General features: G+C 43.7%; 5 protein-coding genes. All 5 read left to right on the forward strand.

The annotated features are described in order from the left end of the window. The 5 genes from KIH87_RS03585 (at position 1) to KIH87_RS03605 (ending at position 21,884) form a co-directional block, all read left to right on the forward strand. A complete protein-coding gene (locus tag KIH87_RS03585; RefSeq protein ID WP_232360165.1) occupies positions 1–1,752 on the forward strand; it encodes a cyclic peptide export ABC transporter in 1,752 nt (583 codons plus the stop codon). Continuing rightward, complete coding sequence (locus tag KIH87_RS03590; RefSeq protein ID WP_232360166.1) at positions 1,742–2,731, forward strand: sulfotransferase domain-containing protein; 990 nt, start codon at positions 1,742–1,744, stop codon at positions 2,729–2,731. Before KIH87_RS03585 ends, KIH87_RS03590 begins: the two co-directional genes overlap by 11 nt. 65 nt (positions 2,732–2,796) lie before the next feature. Continuing rightward, positions 2,797–4,395, forward strand: coding sequence for an MBL fold metallo-hydrolase (locus KIH87_RS03595; protein WP_232360167.1), 1,599 nt, complete (start codon positions 2,797–2,799; stop codon positions 4,393–4,395). Between the two features lie 38 nt (positions 4,396–4,433). Beyond that, entirely contained in the window at positions 4,434–20,765 is a 16,332-nt protein-coding gene (locus KIH87_RS03600) for a non-ribosomal peptide synthase/polyketide synthase (RefSeq protein ID WP_232360168.1), read from the forward strand. A gap of 144 nt (positions 20,766–20,909) precedes the next feature. Beyond that, positions 20,910–21,884, forward strand: a complete 975-nt coding sequence (locus KIH87_RS03605; protein ID WP_232360169.1) for a TauD/TfdA family dioxygenase — start codon at positions 20,910–20,912, stop codon at positions 21,882–21,884. The last annotated feature ends 28 nt before the right edge of the window (positions 21,885–21,912 follow it).

A 21,912-nucleotide genomic window follows, 5' to 3' on the forward strand; every position in this document is an offset into this window, starting at 1 on the left:
ATGTCAAAAAACAAGGCCGACTCACCAACACGATTAATGGGACTTTTAAGTGCGACTTCACCTAATAAGGTCTTTATAGCGACCCTTCTAGGTTCTGTCGCGGGGCTGGCATACGCCATTGTAGTCCCCTTAATATTATTGTCTTTACAGCCTGAACTTAGCCGATTTATGCAACCGGAATTTGCATCTTCATACTGGTTATTCGGAACGTTTGAAATATCCAATCCGGCGCAGGCTTTGTTCTTTTTCTCTGTTGTCCTGTTTATTTTGTTTTGTCGAGTGATATCTGAATCGTTAATAGCACAAAGCTCTATAGACGCCACAGTAGGATTGAGAAAGAAGCTATATAAAAGAGTTTCACAGTTGCCTATACAAAAGCTGGAACAGATTGGCCCATCACGATTATTGACAGCACTGAACAATGATATCGGTCAGATAACTGCGGGCGCTTCGGTGATGCCAAATATATTGGTTGCTTCAACTACCATCTTTGGCATGTTCTTCTTCTTAATTTACTTAAAGCTGGAAATTTTCCTGTTCATTGTTGGAGTAATTCTCTTTGGCGCATTGACTTACCGCATTCCTCTATTGATTGGGCGTAAGTATATGACTAAAGCCCGTAATAGCTATGATGGGATTCAGGAAGGGATGAGAGGGCTGATTTATGGGGCAAAAGAGTTAAAGCTAAATCAGCAAAAACAGCAGGCCTTTCTGATAGAAGATATTCACAGATTTGAAGATGAATTCAGTGCTGCACAAAAGCGCGGCAGGACTCTCTTAAGCATAGGGATGAACTATGGCACGTTAATCAGTCTTTTCGCCATCGGGATTGTGACCTACATAATGTCAAATTATTTGGCGCTTTCCCGTGAGAATTTGTTAGGTATCGTCATGGTGCTGCTATATCTAACCGGCCCTGTTGCAACCGTAATGAACTCCATGAGTTCCATTATTATGGCTCGCGTTGGCGCAAGGAAATTAGATGCGTTATTAAATGAGATGCCAATTGAAGTTGCGGGAGGTGTCGCAGAGGGAGTTGATTGTCAGAATCTATTGGTGAAAAACCTCGAGTACCATTATTCCGGAGGGAAAAATGAAGACACTGCATTTCAGTTGGGCCCCATTGATTTGACCTTGAAACGTGGGGAAGTGACTTACCTCGTGGGTGGTAATGGCTCAGGTAAAACGACCCTGGCCAAAATATTGTCGCTTCATTATATCCCAGAGAAAGGTGAAGTTTATTTTGGTGATCAAATCGTAACTGATAGCAATCGGGAGTCTTGCAGACAGCATATTTCTGCTATTTATTCTGATTTTCATCTTTTTACCAAATTATTTGGTATGTCATCTCAGGAACTGGATTCTCAGGCTGCGGCTGTTCTCCAACAGTTGGGACTGGAGAGTAAAGTGACGATCAAAAATGGAGAATTTTCCAGTACAGATCTCTCTGCAGGACAGAAAAAACGCTTAGCCTTATTAGTTTCCTATCTTGAAGATCGCGCTATTTATATTTTTGATGAATGGGCTGCCGATCAGGATCCTGGTTTCAAAGAGATTTTCTATTACAACATTTTACCTGAGTTAAAAAAGCGTAACAAAATGGTGATCGTAATTACCCATGATGATCGTTATTTTCATTTGGCCGACAAGTTGGTGAAGATGGAAAATGGCAAAGTATTGGAAGAAATGCCCAAAGAAAAACCAGGAAAAGTGTCAGATAGACACGCAGAGGAAGCAAAGAATGTCTGCTAATAAAAAAGAAATAACAGGTGATGCTGATTTGGCCAAGTTCTTTAGAGCATTTGAACTTGCAACTGAGTTCAGAGAGGTAAACTCTTCTGATAAATCCCTGCTGCATCATCTTCCCAGATTGATAAAAGGCGGTCTTGAGTATCAGTTTCTTCCCTATTATTTTGGTACCGTGCCGAAATGGAGAGTGTTGGCGAGAAAACTTTTCCCAAGACCCCGTATAGCGCCAAATTACGTGATGACCGGGCCAAGTAAGAGCGGCTCCAGCGATTTGGTTAGCCACCTTTTATTACATCCTAATGTTATGCCACCTCTGGCTAAAGAGCTCAGGTTATATGCGAATAAAGACTGGCGTTTGTATTACCCGACGGTGACAGAAAAACAGGCGTTGGAGGAAAGAATTACCGGCCCGGCCATGTGTGGATACCTTGAACCAACTTTAAGTAATATGCAGGTAATAGAAACACTTCATGAAGTGAATCCGGATTGCAAAATCATTATTACTCTCAGAGATCCTGTTGCCAGAGCCTATTCTTATTGGAAATGGGAAGTCTTTGTTGGTGGCAATCGACTTAAACGAAACAAGAAAAACGTCTATTTTCAGGATTTCTCGCAATATATTGATCGCGCCATCGATTTGTTCCCAAGCATTCCAATGGAAACCATTTGTGGGCCGCAAGTTTTGGCGTCAGGAATGTACTATAAAGCCGTGGAAAAATGGCGTCTCTATTTTGGCAATGAGAATGTGCTGGTTTTAGATGTCGCAGAATATTTTCAATCCAGGCAACCCGTTTTCGAGAAAATCCAGAAATTTCTCGGAATACCCATTATTAACATTCCTGAGTATGGTAAAAAAACCAACGAAAATCCAATCAAACTACCACCTCCGGATCAAGCAACAAATGAAAAGCTTGCCGCGTTTTATAAACCTTACAATCAAAAATTATTTGATTTAATCGGTACTGAATTTAATTGGCTGTAAACGGGGAAGTCTATTAAAGGATGCCCTGAATTTACCTTTTTTAAAGAATATTGAGATTAGTAAAAATGACAAGCGAAAGGTTCTATTTAAAAGCCGAAGCGTACTTTGAACCGCTGATAAATCATTGGTATGCATGGCCCTATCTATTGCCTCCTGTTACAGGGGCTCGCCATATAGTTAACACCCACAGACGGATCATGCAGTCCTTCGTCAAGAATTATAAGCTGCATATCATTGCATCGAAGGAGTCGGTGTTAACTGGCGGTGAGTTTTTAAATTGTACCGAAGATCAGGTTGGCGACATTCAGGCATTGATCGAAGAGTTGGATGCAAAATGCGGTGACCTGATTGAGTTATCAGATGCCGTAAAATATTTGGATGAGTTGCTATACAACCATACCAGTGGAGAAAGTATTGAGTATCTCTATGAAAAGGTACCGGAACCACTCAAAGGTTGTGTTGAACTATTTATGGATATGGAGCATCGCCCTTCGTACCGCATCATTGAGCCGTTGATGTACAGAAGTTCTTATTACAAACCTGCATTGCAAACCTTGTCTTTTGGATTGTTATCGAAAGTGGAAGAGCGTCCTTTTGTTCTTAGCACTCCGCGGTTACCTGATGAAAAACACTTGCAGGTAAAAGCTGATTTTAACGCGCCTATTGTTGATGCCATTTTTCGTTCTAGAGAAAAGCCCCTCTCATCTGAGGACATTGATGAATTATTTAAAGGCTATGAGCTGGTTGGTGGGTTGTCGTATAAGGAACTGTTTACTACGGAAAAACCAGTCATTAATCATGTTCCGGTAGAACAGGGCATCAGGTTAAATTACACCGGGCATGCTGGCTTTTTAATCGAAACCAAAGATGTCAGCATCATGGTTGATCCTATCATCGCGTCCAGAGAAACCAATGACGATGACACCATGCTTAGCTTTAGTGAGTTGCCAGAAACCATCGATTATATCCTTCTCACTCACACTCATATGGATCACGCCAATATTGAGACTTTGCTGCAATTGCGTCACAAAACGAAAAAGATAGTAGTGCCAAAAAATAACGGTGGAAGTATTGCAGACCCGTCATTGCGCTTGATGTTACGGCAACTGAATTTTGATGTGATGGAAGTCGATGATTTGGATGAAATTGCCATTCCTGACGGCCGTATAGTGAGTTTGCCTTTCTTGGGTGAGCACGGAGATTTAAACATACGTTCTAAAGCTGCCTGGTATGTCGAAGCCTATGGCAAGAAATGCTTTTTTGGCGCTGATTCTTCCAACCCAGACCGAAACTTGTACGAAAAACTAGGTCTTATATTTAATGACCTGGACGTACTTGCCATCGGTATGGAGTGTGTGGGAGCTCCGTATACCTGGGCCTATGGTGCTTTGCATACCAAAAAAGTACCAAAGGCAATCAAGAATTCAAGGCGTTTGGACGGCTCTGATTGTGAGCAGGCTTTGCCAATGGTGAAAGCCTTCAATGCAAAATATGTTTGTGTTTACGCGATTGGGTTGGAAACCTGTTTTAAATATTTTAACGGGCTTGAACATGAGGAAGATTCCAGACAGGTTCACGAGTCAAACAAGTTCCTCGAAGCCTGCAAACAAATCGATGTTCCGGCAGAAATGCTGTTTTGTAAAAAGACCATCAATCTCAAGTAAGACAAAAAATAAAAGATCGCACTAGGTAAGGTATACCAATGGAAACTATTCATGACTTTCTGGCAAGCAATGCTCGATTAAAATCTGACAAACAGGCGTTTACTTTCATTGAAGATAACGGCGAACAAGAGCAGGTAAACTTCGGTGAATTGCATCATAGGGCACAATGTATCGCTCAAACTTTGTCATCGGAGGTTGAGCCTGGGTCTCGGGTAGTTTTATTGTACCCACCGGGTCTTGAATATATTCAGGCATTTTTAGGCTGTCTATATGCAGGTGTTGTTGCGGTTCCTTTATATCCGCCACAAAGCAAAAAACATGCTGGTCGTGTATTAACTGTCATTGATGATTGTCAGGCCAGTCTGGTACTTACCAATGCAGCCTTGAAACAGCAATTAGAAGTGGAATTATCACCATTACCTGTACAGGGATTTGAGGATTTAATTGTTTCCGGCAGCACCAATGAGATGCCTTTACCTAAAGCTGATCAAATTGCGTTTCTACAATATACCTCAGGCTCCACTGGTACCCCTAAAGGAGTGATGATAACTCACGGTAATATTGTGGCTAATTTGAAAACCTTGCAGCAGGCTACAGGGTGTGCAGAAGAGGATGTTTTCTGTAACTGGCTACCGTTATTCCACGATTTGGGATTAGTTAATACTCTGCTATTACCTATCTTCCTGGGGGCTCATTCTGTCCTCATGTCGCCAGTTAGATTTATTAAGAGTCCTTTGGCCTGGTTTAAAGCCATTACCGAGTTTAAAGCTACGATTTGTGGTGCGCCAAACTTTGCTTTTGATCACTGTCTTGAACGCATCAAGCCACACAATTTAGCAGGCATTAATCTTTCAACCTGGCGTATTGCGTTTAATGCCGCCGAGCCAGTTGATGCTGATACATTGATGCGCTTTTGTGACCGTTATGCGCGAGTTGGCTTTAAAGAATCTGCCATTTTTCCTGCTTATGGTATGGCAGAAGCCACGGTGTTTATTTGTGGAGGCATTCATACTGCACCATATACCGCTAATCCGTTTGACAGTGGAGAGCTGCAAAATGGCATGGCACAAATTCAGGAAGATTCTGCGAAACAGCAGATCCTTGTTGGACACGGTCATGTTCAGGCAGAGCACCAGCTTAAAATTGTTTCCCCTGAAACGTTGAAGGAATTGAAAGACGGTGAAGTGGGTGAAATCTGGTTTGCTGGCCCAAGTCTTGCCCAGGGTTATTGGAACGATGAAGAAAAAAGCCAGGCGAGTTTTGGTTTTAAATTGGAAAACGATGAACACCGTTATCTTCGTACCGGCGATCTGGGTTTTATTCACAATGGTGAATTGTATATTTCAGGTCGAATTAAAGATGTTCTTATTATTAAGGGGCGTAACTACTACCCTCAGGATTTTGAGAAACTGGCCTACAACGTTTTTCCAGGATTAAGTCAAAATGGCGCAGCGGCATTTGAAGTGAATGGTAATGCCGTTTTATTACTGGAAGTTAGCCGTAATGAAATGAAGTCGTTTGATTATGAGCTGGCCAGTGAAACTATTAAAACCGCTGTTTTTGAACAATTTGAGGTAGTGCTGGAAGATATTCTGTTTTTGAAAGTTGGAAGAATAAGCAGAACGTCCAGCGGAAAAATTCAGCGCTCGCTCATGAAAAAACGCTATCAGGCTAATGATATTGAATGCCTGTATAAAGCCTCAAAAGGGAAAGCGCAAAACAATCAGCAAGTTGATGAAACTGCAACACCTATCTCTGAACTTGAAGCACAACTTTGTGCTTTATGGCAGGAAGTATTTGGACTGGAAAGTATCGGTGTGGATGATAACTTTCTTAGTCTGGGAGGGCATTCCTTGCTCGCCAGCCAATTGGTTGCGCAGATCCAGAAAACATGGCAGGTGGATGTGTCCATCAGAGACTTCTTTACCGCCAATACCATCCGTAAATTGGCGAAGATCATTGAGAGTGCCTCTGTCAGCCAACTTCCAGCAATTCAACCTGTCGCAGAAACGACTTTATTACTTCCATCTTTCGCTCAGGAAAGAATGTGGTTTGTGGATCAAATTGAATCTGAACCGGCGCAAAATAATCTTTCGTTCTCCTTAAAGTTTTATGGGGAACTTAACATCGCTTATCTAGAGCGGGCATTTACCACCATTATTTCTCGCCATCAGGCATTAAGAACCACCTTCAATGAAAGCGAAGGACAGGTATACCAAAAGGTTCAGGATACTTTTGCATTTAATATATCTATCGTCGATCTAACAGATCTCACGCGTGATAAACAAGAAAGCAATGTCGAAAAATTAAGCCGTGAAGAAGCCTCAAAAGCCTTCAACCTGGCTAAGGATTTGATGTTGAGAGCAACATTGCTGAAGCTCAACGCTCAGTCTCATATTTTGTTGCTAACGGTACATCATATTGCAGCAGATGGCTGGTCTCTAGGGGTTTTGACCAAGGAACTTAACGCTCTATACGCCGCACAAATTCATAACAGGGATAATCCGCTAACCCCACTGGATATCCAATATAGCGATTATGCCCATTGGCAACGCAACTGGTTGAATGGGGCGGTGCTAGAAAACCACTTGGCCTATTGGAAAGCGCATTTAAGTGATTTACCTGTTGTTCATGGCTTACCTCTGGATCACCCCAGACCTTTAGTACAAAGTTTTAAAGGGGCATCAGTTCATCATACGCTTGATAGCGAGCTTGTGGAGAGTTTGTATAACTTGGCCAGAGGAAATCAGGCGACGTTATTTATGCTATTAAATGCTGCATTTGCCTGCCTTTTGAGCCGTTACTCTGGTGAAACCGATATTGTCATAGGTTCGCCAATTGCCAACAGGGAACAGGCTGAAGTAGCACCGCTTATAGGGGTGTTCATCAATAATCTGGTGTTCCGCTCGGATCTGTCTGGTGATCCACGCTTTATAGACTTGCTAGAACAAAGCAAAGAACGCACCTTTTCTGCCTATGAGCATCAGCAATTGCCTTTTGAAAAGCTGGTTGATGAATTACAGCCTGAGCGTAATCTAAGCCATAGTCCTTTGTTCCAGGTAATGCTGATCCTGCAAAACCAGGAAATGGAAGCATTGAATCTGCCGGGACTGGAAGTAAAGCAATTGCAACCAACAACCTCTTACGCTCAATATGATCTCACGTTGACGATACAAGAAGACGATAATGGGCTGAAAATGGATTGGCAGTATGCTGCTGATATATTTGATTTGACCACTATTGAGGGAATGGTCAAACATTTTGACGTGATGTTGCGGGGAATAGTCCAATCACCGACGACTCAAGTCAGCCACTTGCCTCTGCTGGCTCAAGAAGAATCATCGCAGATATTGAATGCATGGAATGACACTGCAACGGAATTTCCTCAAGACAAGTGTATTCATGAACTGTTTGAACTGCAGGTGCAAGCAACTCCAAAGGCGATTGCAGCAGTATTTGAGAGTGAATCTTTAACTTACGAACAGCTAAATCAGCGGGCGAATCAGTTGGCCAGATACCTGATACAGCAGGGGGTAAAGACAGATTCTGTAGTCGGAATTTGTATTGAGCGTTCACTTGATATGCTGGTGGGAACGCTTGCCATAATGAAAGCAGGTGGTGCTTACCTACCCATGGATCCCGGTTATCCCAAAGCGCGTTTAGAGCACATGATTGAAGACTCCGGCGTGCAATGGGTTATTTCACACAAACAGGTGGCAGAGCAGCTAAAACTGAAAAACAGCATTTGTTTAGATGATGAGCGCTTGTCTGCAGAATTAATGCAGCAGGAAAATACCAATGTTGCTAAAGAAAGCCTGGGACTGACGTCGAATAATCTGGCTTATCTTATATACACCTCTGGTTCTACCGGTAAGCCAAAGGGCGTTATGTTGGAACACCTTAATGTGGTGAATTTCCTGACATCAATGCAAGCCACGCCCGGTTTAACAGATAAAGACACCTTGCTTGCAGTAACCTCGTTATCTTTTGATATCCATGTTCTGGAATTGTATCTACCGTTAGCTGTTGGTGGAAAAGTGATCATCGCCTCATCTGAGGCAGTGCTGTCTCCTGATCATCTGTCAACGTTAATGGCAGAACATCATGTGACAGCCATGCAAGCAACACCTTCTACTTGGAAAATGCTGGTTAACAATGACTGGCAACCTCGTAGCGAATTAAAGGCTTTGTGTGGTGGAGAGGCACTAAATGATGATCTTAAGCAAGCTTTATTAGCGCGAGAGTCTCTTGAACTTTGGAATATGTATGGCCCTACTGAAACCGCAGTTTGGTCGGCAACTCGTAAGATTGAAAAAGAGATTTCTTTAGGAAGACCCATTGCCAATACGCAGTTTTATGTATTGGACAACCATCTAAACCCCGTGCCTGTTGGCGTTGCTGGTGAGTTATACATCGGTGGGAAAGGGGTGGCCAGAGGCTATTTCAACCGCCCAGAGCTGACTGCTGAGCGATTTATACTGAGCCCATTCTCAGAGACTCGATTATATAAAACGGGTGATTTGGTTCGCTGGTTGCCAGACGGCACTCTGGAGTATCTGCGCCGTGTTGACCTTCAGGTAAAGGTACGCGGGCACCGTATTGAGCTTGAAGAAGTGGAAACAGCATTGAAACAACATGCTGACGTTATAGACGCCGTAGCACAGGTCTTTACGGAAGACGGTGTATCTAGTTTAGTGGCGTATGTCACCAGCAATGCTGCTGATATTGAATCAGGGCTAAAACAAAAAATGACCGAGCACCTTGAAGGGTTCTTACCTGTATATATGGTGCCGACTTCCTTTATGGTTCTGGAGCAAATTCCACTTACGCCAAATGGAAAAATTAACCGTAATGCCTTACCTAAACCACAAATCGTGTTGGAGGCAGAGTATGTTGCACCAACAACGGAAACTGAAAAGCAACTATGTCATATGTGGCAGACGCTATTGAAGTTAGAGGTTGAGCAAGGCCAATTTATCAGTGTTAACAGTAACTTTTTTGATCTGGGCGGGCATTCGTTATTGGCTGCTCGACTGGTGGCGTTGATACGACAAGAATGGCAGGTAGAGGTTCCCATCAAAGCGTTGTTCTCGGCACAGTCGGTACGCAAGCTGGCAAGTGTGATTGACCAGACGTCTTGTAGCCAGGTAGCCGAAATCTTGCCTGCCGCCACGGATAAGCCAATACCATTGTCGTTTGCACAACAGCGTTTATGGTTAATTGAGCAGATAGAAGGCGGTACAAACCAATACAACATGTGTCAGGCTTTCCGGTTGTCGGGCAAGCTGGATATCGCTGCCATGACCGCAGCTTTTGAAGCCATTGTTGAACGCCATCTTGTATTGCGTACTCGTATCCAGACAACCGATTCTGGTGAGGGTATGCAAGTGGTATCTAATGATTGGGACTTTGCTGTACCTTACCTGGATTTGAGTGGCTTGGCCGAAGATGAAAGAGAGCCGGCTATTTTCCAGCACATTGCAGAAGAATCATCGCAGCCCTTTGATTTAAGCCGTGATCTCATGATGAGAGTCAAACTACTGAAATTGGCTGATGAGGTTCATGTTCTGTTGGTGACCATGCATCACATTGCTGTAGACGGTTGGTCTGTCAGTATTATATTTGATGAATTTAACCGCTTGTATCGTTCTCCGGAACAGCAATTACCAGAGATTTCGGTTCAATACGGTGATTATGCCCAATGGCAAAAAGCCCAGCTTCAGGGAGAGGTGCTAAACCAGCATCTGACATTCTGGAAAAACCGCTTAAAGAATTTACCAGAGGTACATAATTTAGCGACAGATCGTCCCAGACCGCCAGTGCAAAATTATGCCGGGAGCCATCATCTTCAAACTATCAGTGCAGAAGTTCAAAAAGGCATATACAAACTGGCTAGAGCAACAGACACGACACCATTCATGGTGTTGCAAACTGCGCTTGCTATCTTGTTGTCCAGACATTCCGACAAGGGAGAAAATGCTGCAGAATCGGAAAATATCATTATTGGTTCTCCTGTTGCGAATCGTGAACAGGCAGAACTGGCACCCCTTGTAGGCTTTTTCACTAACAGTGTTGTATTGCAGACTGATCTTTCCGATAACCCCTGTTTCTCTGATTTATTGCAACGCAGTAAAGAGGTTTTGCTTGATGTTTACGAGCATGCACATTTGCCTTTTGAGAAACTGGTCGATGAACTAAAACAGGAACGTAATTTAGGATACTCACCATTATTCCAGGTGAAATTAGCTCTACAGAACAATGAGCAGGGCTGGTTTGATTTACCGGGAATCGTCGCAGAGAAAATTGAACAATCTCATTCTGTGGCATTGCACGATTTAAGTGTTGATATTTACGAGTTAGACAAGGATGGTGAGGCTGACGGGTTAAAGCTTGACTGGGAATACGCAACAGCTTTATTTAATGCGGCAACAATAGAGCGTATGTCCGCTCATTTTGAGGTGTTGTTAAAAGGCATTATTGAAACGCCGAATGCAAAGGTGAGTGAACTGCCGTTTTTATCTTCTAAAGAAGTTGAGCAGTTGTTAACCTGGTCAAAATGGCCTTCACAAGACTCTAATAAACAGGATGTTTCTGTTCTTGAACTGTTCGAAGAACAAGTCGCCAAGAATCCGGATAACATTGCTGTCGTTATTCAGCAGTCTGCACAACACAGTGAAAAAATCAGCTATCAAGAATTAAATGCTAAAGCTAACCAGCTGGCTAACTATCTGGTAAATGAAGGCGTAAAACCTGACACCCTTGTGGGACTTTGTGTTGAGCGCTCTCTTGAAATGATGATTGGGATTTGGGGGATCTTAAAAGCCGGTGCTGCTTACGTGCCTATTGATCCTGATTATCCGGAAAAACACATCGAACATATTTTGGATGATTCAGGGATTGAAATCATGCTCACCAGTTCAGAATTGCTTTCAGAACTGCCCTTTGATGACCTGCAAATATTACCTCTTGATGATGAAATGTGGGACAGCTTCTTAGGGGATTATGATGAGGAAAACCTTGATAGACAGCAGCTTGGTTTAACGTTAAACAATCTGGCTTATGTTATCTATACCTCGGGATCTACCGGATTACCTAAAGGTGTAACTGTTGAGCACAAGGCATTGGCTCAATCAACACTATCTCGCTTCGAGGTGTATCAGGAGTCACCTCAAAGCTTTGCGTTATTTTCTTCTTTTGCTTTCGACAGCTCAATTGTTGGTATTTTCTGGACCTTGGTGTCGGGTGGCAAACTATGCATTGTGGATACCAGTCGAGGGATTGATCTGCAAGCCTTCCAGGTTCTGCTGACAGAGGAAAAAATCAGTCACTTCCTAACCTTGCCTAGTGTTTATCAAACCATGCTGATGGCGGATTTACAGCCGGGAGAAGCAATCAAAACAGTGATTGTTGCCGGAGAAGTCTGTGATCAGAATCTGGTAAAACAACATCAGTCAAGCGATCACTGGCGGAACAGCCGTTTGTTCAATGAATATGGCCCCACAGAAGCGTGTGTCTGGAGCAGCTTCTATGACTGTACGCATCATGCTGGTGGCTCGATACCCATTGGTACTACAGTTCCCCATGCCGAATTGTATGTTTTAGATAACCGCTTGCAGCTTTGTGCTCCGGGGGTTGTTGGGGAACTTTACATTGGCGGTGAAAATCTGGCTCGTGGTTACCATAATGCGCCGGCGCTCACTAAAGAGAAGTTCATTGAAAGCCCTTTCCAGCAGGGACAGCGTCTATACAAGACCGGTGATCTTGTTCGTTGCTTGCCGGAAAAAGATGGCAAACCAGGATATCTGGAGTTTATCGGGCGTCTGGATCATCAAATTAAAATTCGCGGTTTCAGGGTTGAGTTAGGCGAAATTGAAGCGGCTATTGTCGCCAGTGATCTGGTGTCTGAGGCCGTTGTATTAGCCAAATCTTTAGACCCTGCTCAGGAAGCACAACACTTGGTGGCCTATGTCGTGGCTAATGAGACTAACTGTGAAGTGTTTTCGAATGAAAAAGGGTTGGATGAATCGGCTTTCCGCGAGGCATTAAATACTGCTTTGGCGAGTAAATTGCTGAGTCATAAGATCCCGTCGGTGTTTGTGTTGTTGGATAAACTACCGCAGACCCCTAACGGTAAGGTTGATCGTGCAGCTTTACAAGAGAAAGCTGTACCGACTCAATTGACACAAAAGTATGTGGCTCCCAGAACAGACATTGAAAAACAATTAAGTGAAATTTGGCAAAACTTGCTGAAGCGCAAAAAAGTTGGGATCACGGAAAACTTCTTCTCTATAGGTGGTGATTCCATTCTGGCCATTCAGGCTGTTACCTTGGCTGGAAAAGAAGGGCTGATGTTGACTACTCGTCAGATCTTCGAGAGTCAGACCATTGAAAAACTGGCTCCTCTGGTAAACTCTGAATCCAAAGTTGTAGCACCACAGCAAAGTATCTCCGGGGAACAGATTTTAATTCCGATTCAGAAGGCGTTTCTGTCTACCGATTTAGTGGATCTGGATCATTACAACCAGTCTGTTCTTTTAACGCTACCAGAGAACTTCTCAATTGATGCTTTGCAACGTATTGTTTCTGCCATATATGAGCGTCATGACGTGTTGCGCTTGTCTGTGTCAGACGATAAAGCGACCTATATCCCATACAGTGAGACGTTGGCAGAGCGTGCCGTCAGAAGGATCGATCTTGGTCATTTAGACGGTGAAGCCTGGGAGGCTGAGCTGGCTAAGCTGGGTACTGAGATAAAAGCGGGTTTGTCCTTGGCTGATGGTGACGTTTTCCGTGCTGTTTTATTTGATGGTAAAGTTGAACGCCGTCGTTTGCTGTTGACTATGCATCATATGGTTGTTGATGGTGTGTCCTGGCGTATCCTGCTACAGGATATGGCCTCTGCATTTGCATTGTGGCAGCAGGGAACAACCATAACATTGGCGCCTAAAACCTCGTCATTTCAGCAGTGGGGCGAATACTTGCTGGAATATGCCAACAGCGACAATTTACAACCAGAGAAAGACTTTTGGTTGGCGCAGTGCCAGGAGCCAGTGGATGCTCTACCGGTTGATCATGAAGGTATTTCCGACAATAGTATCGCTGCCTCTAAAACTCTTACTTTCCAACTTCGGGAAACAGAAACTCAAGCTTTGTTGAATGTGTGTAATGCAGCCTATCGTACAGGGGTTAATGACCTATTGTTGTCGGCATTGTATTTAGCGCTACACAAATGGACGGGCGGGAATACCTTCCGTATCGATCTGGAAAGTCATGGTCGAGAAGCATTAACCAATACTTTGGATTTAACCCAAACCATGGGTTGGTTTACCAGTGTATTTCCGGTGACGCTAGCATCAGCATCCGTTGCCTCATTGGGTGATGTGATCAAATCTCTTAAAGAGCAATTAAGAAAAGTACCAAACAATGGTATTGGCTTTGGTTTGTTGCAGCAGATGCTAAAAGATTCTGCGCAAAATCAAGTCTTTAGGCAGGCTACCGGTGTTGCCCCGATTTTGTTTAACTATTTGGGGCAATTTGATCAGGTTGTTAACAGTGACGGTCCATTCCAGGAAGCCGTTGAGTTCGCCGGAGATGATGTTAGCTCTGCCCGTCAGCGTGGTCATATGATTGAACTCAATGGTATGGTGACTGGTGGTAAACTAAGCTTCTCACTTCGATTTAATGCTTTGCAATATCAGCAGGAAACAATGGCCTCTCTGGTACAGGGTATTGAATCTTCGCTATATGAAATCATTGAGCATTGTCAAGGTGATAGCGTCGGTGGTGTCACGCCATCCGATTTCCCGCTGAGTCAGGTTAGCCAGGTACGATTGGACGACTGGTATCAGGTGTGGCCTGATATGGAAAAACTCTATATTACTACCGGAATGCAACAAGGTTTACTATTCCATAGTAGTTTGGATGTGTCCGCTTATTTGACGCAATTATCGGTTAATATTGAAGGTTCTTTGGACGCTGTTGCCATGCAACAAGCATGGCAAGCGGTGGTCAGTCGTCATGATGTGTTCCGTACCGTTTTTGTCGATGATCATAGCCATCAAATCGTATTGTCCGACGTAGCTTTGCCGTTTATGCATTTGGATTGGTCTGAATTCAGTGAATCTGAGAAGGACGATAAATTAACTCAATTCCTGAGAGAAGATAGAGCGTCAGGTTTTGATCTGACACAAGTCCCTTTGATGCGAGTTACCTTGATTACCTTCTCAGAGATGCGTCATAGCCTTGTTTGGTCAAACCATCATGCCTTGTCTGATGGTTGGTCACTACCATTGGTATTGAAGGAAGTGATGTCCTTCTACAAGATCGCTCACAGCAACGCGGATACAACATCATTAGCCTCGGAACTGCCTGCTCCTCCAGCTTATGAGAACTACATCGCGTGGCTACAACAACAGGATGAAGACAAAGCCAGAGAATTTTGGGCGGACACACTTGCCAGTGTTGAATCACCGACTCACATTCATCTTGAGCATTCAGTTGAGAATGAAACAACCGGGCCTGGCAAGCAAACATTAAGCCTGACCCCAACAATGAGCCAGCAGTTGCAGTCGCTGGCAAGGCAGCATCAGGTAACCCTTAATACCCTTGTTCAGGCCGCATGGGCCTACACCATTCATCAATACAGTGGTGAACAGCAAGTGGTCTTTGGTGAAACTGTTTCAGGTCGCCCACCAGAATTGAAAGACGTCGAGCACATTGTTGGACTCTTTATAAACAGTCTTCCAGTTGTGGTGAATATTGATCCTGCACAGCCAATAGGTAGCTGGTTGCGTGAGTTGCATCAGGCCAGTATTGGTCGCGTTGAGAATGGCTTCCTGGCACTGTCTGAAATCCAGAATTTGAGTCCGGTAAGTCAAATCGGCGGCAAGGGGCGTACTCTCTTTGATACCTTGGTGATCTTTGAAAATTATCCTGTCGATCAGGAAATTCAGAAAATTGTTGCCGATTCAGACTTAACTGTTACAGGCATCAAAAATGAAGAATACACCAACTACGCTTTAACCTTGATGGTGCTACCGGAAAATACGGACTTGAATGGTAAGCTCAGTTTTGAACTGGGTTATCGTCGGGAGCAGTTTAATTCAAACTCTATCGCCAGATTGTTAGGCCAGTTTGAGTTGATTTTGTCGACGTTCCTGGAGCAATCCACACAGCGTGTGGGCGAGCTGTCAGTGCTTGGCTCTGATGATGAGAAACAGCTGATAGAGTGGAATAGAACAACTGCTGAATACCCAGAAGATAAATGCATCCATGAATTGTTCGAGCAACAGGTAGCGCTAAACCCTAACGCTGTTGCCGCAGTATTTGAACAGGAGCAATTCACTTATGCTCAGCTTAATGAACGTGCTAATCAGTTAGCGCATTATTTAGTGGCTCAGGGAATCAAACCTGATTCTGTGGTAGGCGTTTGTATTACCCGTTCAATGGATATGTTGGTCGCAACACTGGCCATTATGAAAGCTGGTGGTGCATACCTTCCAATGGATCCGGGCTATCCTAAATCGCGTCTGGATTATATGGTGGAAAACTCAGGGGTTAAATGGGTCATTACTTCTAAAAACATGGCTGAACTGCTCACAGTGGAGCAGACCATTTGCCTGGATGACGCTGATTTTGCTCAGCAGTTAAGCCTGCTTCAAAGCAGTAACCTGGCAAAGGCCGATTTGGCACTGACCTCTGCTAACCTGGCTTACCTGATTTATACCTCGGGTTCTACCGGGAAACCAAAAGGCGTAATGCTGGAACATCGCAATGCTGTTAACTTCCTGTTTTCCATGGAAAAATTGCCAGGGTTGACGTCTGAAGATACGTTGTTGGCTGTGACCTCTCTGTCATTTGATATTCATGTACTGGAATTATACCTACCGCTCTGTGTTGGTGGAGCTGTGGTGATTGCATCCAATGAAGCGACTACCTCGCCAGATGATTTGGCAGCACTACTGCAAGAACATCAGGTTACGGCCATGCAGGCCACCCCTGCTACGTGGAAAATGCTGCTGAGCAATCACTGGAAACCGCAACAAAAATTGAAAGCTCTTTGTGGTGGTGAAGCGATAGGTGAGGATTTAAAAGATGCTTTAATCGCACTCGAAGGCATCGAACTTTGGAATATGTATGGCCCTACAGAAACTGCTGTATGGTCGGCGACCCATAGAATTGAAAATAAGATTTCTCTTGGTGCGCCGATTGCAAATACTCAGTTCTATGTGTTGGATAGTCAACTTAATCAGGTACCAATCGGTGTAGCTGGAGAGCTTTATATTGGTGGCGCAGGCGTCGCCAGAGGGTATTTCAATAAGCCTGAGCTAACAGCAGAAAGGTTTATGCAGGATCCATTCTCGGCCTCTCCTGACGCACGTTTGTACAAAACTGGTGACTTAGTGTGCTGGCTACCTGATGGAACATTAGAGTACATCAGTCGAATTGACCAGCAAGTGAAGATTCGAGGTTTTCGTATAGAGCTGGGTGAGATTGAGTCCCGATTAAACCTGCATCCTGAAATCAAGGAAAGTGTGGTTGTTGCTCAAGGAAAAACAGGCAACAAACAACTTATTGCTTTTTATCTTGGCAAAGATGCAGAGGTTGCACTGGATCATACAGAGCTGAAGGCATTGCTGCAGCAAGCTTTACCTGAATATATGTTACCGACAACTTTCGTCAGACTTGATTCTATTCCACTGACACCAAACGGCAAAGTCGATCGTCTTGCGTTGGAAAATCTGGACGTCAATCTGGAATCAAAACAAGCCTATGTGGCTCCGCGCAATGATACTGAGCAACGGCTTGTTGATATTTGGGCTGAGGTGCTAAATCTGGAACCTGAAAAAATAGGGGTTAAGGATAGTTTCTTTGAACTGGGCGGACACTCTTTGCTTGCGACGCAAGTGATTGTCAAGATCCGGAGTCAATTTGAAATTAATCTGCACCTGAAATCCTTATTTGAGCAGGATTGCATCGCGCAGTTGGCGGGTTTGATTCTTGAAGCTGAGAAAAGCAAGTTTCCAAAGATATTGCCTGTTAATCGAACTGAATTGGCAAAACAGGGACAGAATTCTCTGCCGCTTAGCTTTGTTCAGGAGCGCTTATGGTTCATTGAACAGCTTGACCCCAATAGCGCCAACTACAATAACCCGGGTGCTGTTACTATCAAGAGTCATGCAAGCCGCCCCTTGAATGTTGATTGGGTAGAGCAAGCACTTAATATCATTATTGCTCGACATGAAAACTTGCGCACTTTGTTCCCGAGTGTGGAGGGGAACGTACAGCAAGTCATTTTAGCGCATTTGGACTTTAAGCTTGAAACTGTTGATTTGAGTGGCGTTCAAAATCAGGAGGCTCGTAATCAAGAAGCTCAGGCAATTTGTCAACTCGAAGCCTCTACACCTTTCGATTTGGGTCAAGGGCCGCTGATTAGAGGCAAACTCATTAAACTCAGTGAGAATGAGCATATTTTCATGCTAAATATGCATCATATCATCAGCGATAACTGGTCAATGGCGATCATTATCAAAGAATTCCGACTCATTATGGAAGCCTTTGAGAAAGGCGATACGCCAATTTTGCCCACATTACCGATTCAATATGTCGACTACAGTGTTTGGCAAAGGCAATTCATGGAAGAAAGTGGGTTGCTGCAGAATCAGATGGACTACTGGCAGAATAAATTGGCTGGTGTTGAAGAGAGCCTTAATTTGGCGACTGATTACCCAAGACGGACTACACCAACCTTTGATGGTGCAACGGAGGTGTTTAGTCTCGATTCTGAACTAGCCAATAGCCTGAAACGTTTAACTGAGAAGCAGGGTTGCACACTCTATATGACCCTTCAGGCAGCCTTTAAGTCACTGTTCTACCGATACACTGGACAGGAAGATATTTGTTTCGGCGGTTCTATTGCAAACAGACAGAATGAAGAAACCGAAGGCTTAATAGGGATGTTTGCCAATACGCTTGTTTTTAGAGACCTGGTAGAAGGCGAAGACTCTTTTACTACTCTTCTGGCACAGGTTAAAAATACTTGTCTTGAGGCTTATCAACATCAGGACACGCCGTTCGAGAAAATAGTCGAGCTCGTACAACCTGAGAGAACTGTCGGTATTAGTCCGTTATTCCAGGTTATGTTTGTTTTGCATAACGTGCCAATGGATCTGTCGGAAAATGATATTCAGGACTATCCCTTGGAAATCAATTCCAGTCGTTTTGACCTCATCATACATTTTACGGAAACCGCCAATGGACTGGATGGAATGATTGTGTACAAAACGGCACTGTTTAAACAGCAGACAATAGAACGCATGGTGAAACACTTTATCGCGCTGTGTAATTCTATTGTTGCCAAGCCAGAGACTAAAATTTGCGATCTGGATTTTCTGGGAGAGCATGAAAAGCATAAGTTGCTAGTAGAGTTCAATGACAACCCATTAGATTATCCGAAAGAAAAATGTATCCATCAGCTATTTGTGGAACAGGTAGCAAGCAACCCTGAAAAAATAGCCGTTGTGGAAGCTCTGCCCTCTGGTTCTGTGGGCGCTGATGATTCCAGGCTGCTGACTTTCAGACAACTTCATGATCAGAGCCGTTCCGTTGCTTTATACCTGCAATCACAAGGTGTTAAGCCAGATAGTCTGGTGGGATTATGTGTTGAAAGATCTACTGCAATGATGATTGGAATGTTGGGGATATTACAGGCTGGTGGTGCTTATGTGCCGCTGGATCCTGATTATCCTGAAGACAGACTTGGCTTTATGTTACAAGACAGTCAGGCGAACATTGTCATTACCCAGAAGTGCTTCCAGGAAAAAGTACGGGCGTTAGTCAAAACCGGGGTTCAGGTCATCGTGTTAGATGAGCAGGGTAATCTGCCTACAGAGTGTCTTGCGGAAGTTAACCGAGAAAACATGGTATTGCGGGAAGATGTCAGACCTGACAATTTAGCTTATGTGATATATACCTCAGGCTCCACTGGTCAACCGAAAGGGGTAATGATTGAGCACCGAATGGTGGTTGATTATTGCTATTCCGTGGTTGAGAAAATGGATCTGCAACAGTGTGACACCTTTGCTGCGGTATCTTCGTTTTCTTCTGACCTGGGCAATATTGCTTTATATGTTCCAATCATGTTTAGCAAAACCCTATATGTGTTTTCCAATCAATTTGTTAACAATCCGATAGCGTTACACCGTTTTATGGATAAACACCCTATAGATTGTATGAAGATAACGCCATCGCATTTTGAAATGTTCAAAGTATCGGACGAAGAAATTGTGACAGTGTCAAAAGCCTTAATTTTTGCAGGTGAGCCATTAACGAAGTCCACTGTGGATATGGTTAACAAACTTAATCCAGACTGTAAGGTGTTTAACAACTATGGGCCTACTGAAACGACAATTTCAAAGCTCTCCTCTTCGGCCTTGACCAGTTCAAATACTCACAATCTGACCAGTATTTATTTAGGCAAGCCATTGCACAATACTCAGGTAATTATTCTGGATCCGAAAGGTAATCTGGTTCCTGTAGGCACTCCAGGTGAGTTGCATATTGCGGGTAATGGTGTTGCCAGAGGCTACTTAAATCGCCCAGATCTCACGTATGAGAAGTTTATCCCGAATCCTTATCAACCTGGGACTCTGATGTATAAGACAGGCGACTTGGGACGCTGGCTGGATGATGGAAATATTGAGTTCCTGGGGCGAATTGATACTCAGGTTAAAATTCGCGGTTTCCGTATCGAAACGTCGGAGATTGAAGATGTGCTCAACAGACACCCGAGTATAAATAACAGCGTTGTGGTGGCACAAAGTCAGGAAAGTGATACAGGGGCAGTTAATAAGCAACTTATCGCCTTTTATATTGCCAATGCTGCGGATCTGACAATTGACAGCGATGAACTTAAAGAACATCTGTTGCAAACCTTGCCTGACTACATGCTGCCGGTTGCGTTTGTTGAGCTTGAGGAGATCCCGCTTACGGGCAATGGAAAGGTCGACCGCCGACGTTTAGAGCAGATGAATGTCAGTTTGGAGTCTGGTCAGGTATACCTTGCGCCACGTAATGATATGGAAAGACAGCTCGTCGGTATTTGGGCTGAAATATTAGGTCTGGAACCTGAACAAATAGGCATTAACGATAGCTTCTTTGAATTAGGGGGGCATTCACTGCTAGCTGTATTGCTTGTGTCCAAGATTAGCAAGCAACTTGATTTGGATTTACCTTTGCACGCCCTCTTTGACTTGAAAACCATTAGTGGCATAGCAGAAATACTCATCGCGAGTACAACATTAAATCAGCAAGATGAGTTTAACGAGGAAGACGATTCTACCGAACATGATTTTGTAGAGGGGACTCTTTGATGTGAGAGATTTGTTATTCATGTTTTTTGAGAAATATCCCACCTTCCAGGTTGCTCCTATAGGAGCGCCTGAGAAGAAAGATTATGTGTTTGTTGGAAGAGATGATTCTTCTGGTTATCCGAATAAAATAAAGAGAATGTTCTAATGTCAATAATAACAAAAGTGTATGATGAGCAGGCTGGATCCCCTTTTTTGGTCGAAGGGGAATCGACCCACAATAGTGCTGGTTTTGATATTTTGGCCGAGTGGAAAGCTGGTAATTCTGAATTGTTAAAAGAGAAATTGCTGGTTCATGGTGCCATTTTATTTAGAAACTTTGGTATCAATACGGTTTCGAATTTTGACCAATTCCTGCAACTTTTTAAAGAATCAACATTACTGGATTATGTTGGAGGAAACTCTCCCAGAACAAAATTATCAAAAGGGATTTATACCTCAACAGAGTACCCTGCGGATCAGTTTATTTCTCTACACAACGAGCTTTCGTATGCTGAACAATGGCCAACTCATCTGTTTTTCTGTTGTGTGATCCCGCCCAATGAGCACGGTAATACGTTGATTGCTGATGGTCGTAAAGTCATTGATTCATTGCCTCCTGAGATAGTTGAAAAATTTGAAACCCGAAAAGTCAAATATATCCGTAATCTTCATGGCGGAAGAGGCTTGGGGCCATCCTGGCAAGACACGTTTGAAACTCAAGACCGAGATGAAGTGAATGAAATCTGTAGAAAATCCAATATAGAACTACTTTGGAAATCAGATGGTACTCTTAGAACGAGTCAAATTGCGTCTGGTGTTGAAGTTCACCCTGTAACAAAAGAGAAAGTTTGGTTCAATCAAGCTGACCAATTTCACCCTTCAAATCATTCCCCTCAATTCTATGAAGCACTAAAACATATGCATAAAGGGCAATTGGAAAACTTTCCAACTCATGCTTGTTTTGGCGATGACAGTCCTATTGACGAGGATGAATTGGCGACTGTGCGTGAAGTGTTTAAAACCCACACTGTGTATTTCCCTTGGCAGAAAGGAGACGTTCTCGTCATTGATAATATGCTGATGACGCATGGGCGTGCTGCCTATTCAGGCCCTCGAAAGATCCTGGTTGCGATGTCCTGATGCGACATCAACAGGGTCTATAGAGCCA

This window comes from Paraneptunicella aestuarii (genome assembly GCF_019900845.1).
GTDB classification, from domain to species: domain Bacteria; phylum Pseudomonadota; class Gammaproteobacteria; order Enterobacterales; family Alteromonadaceae; genus Paraneptunicella; species Paraneptunicella aestuarii.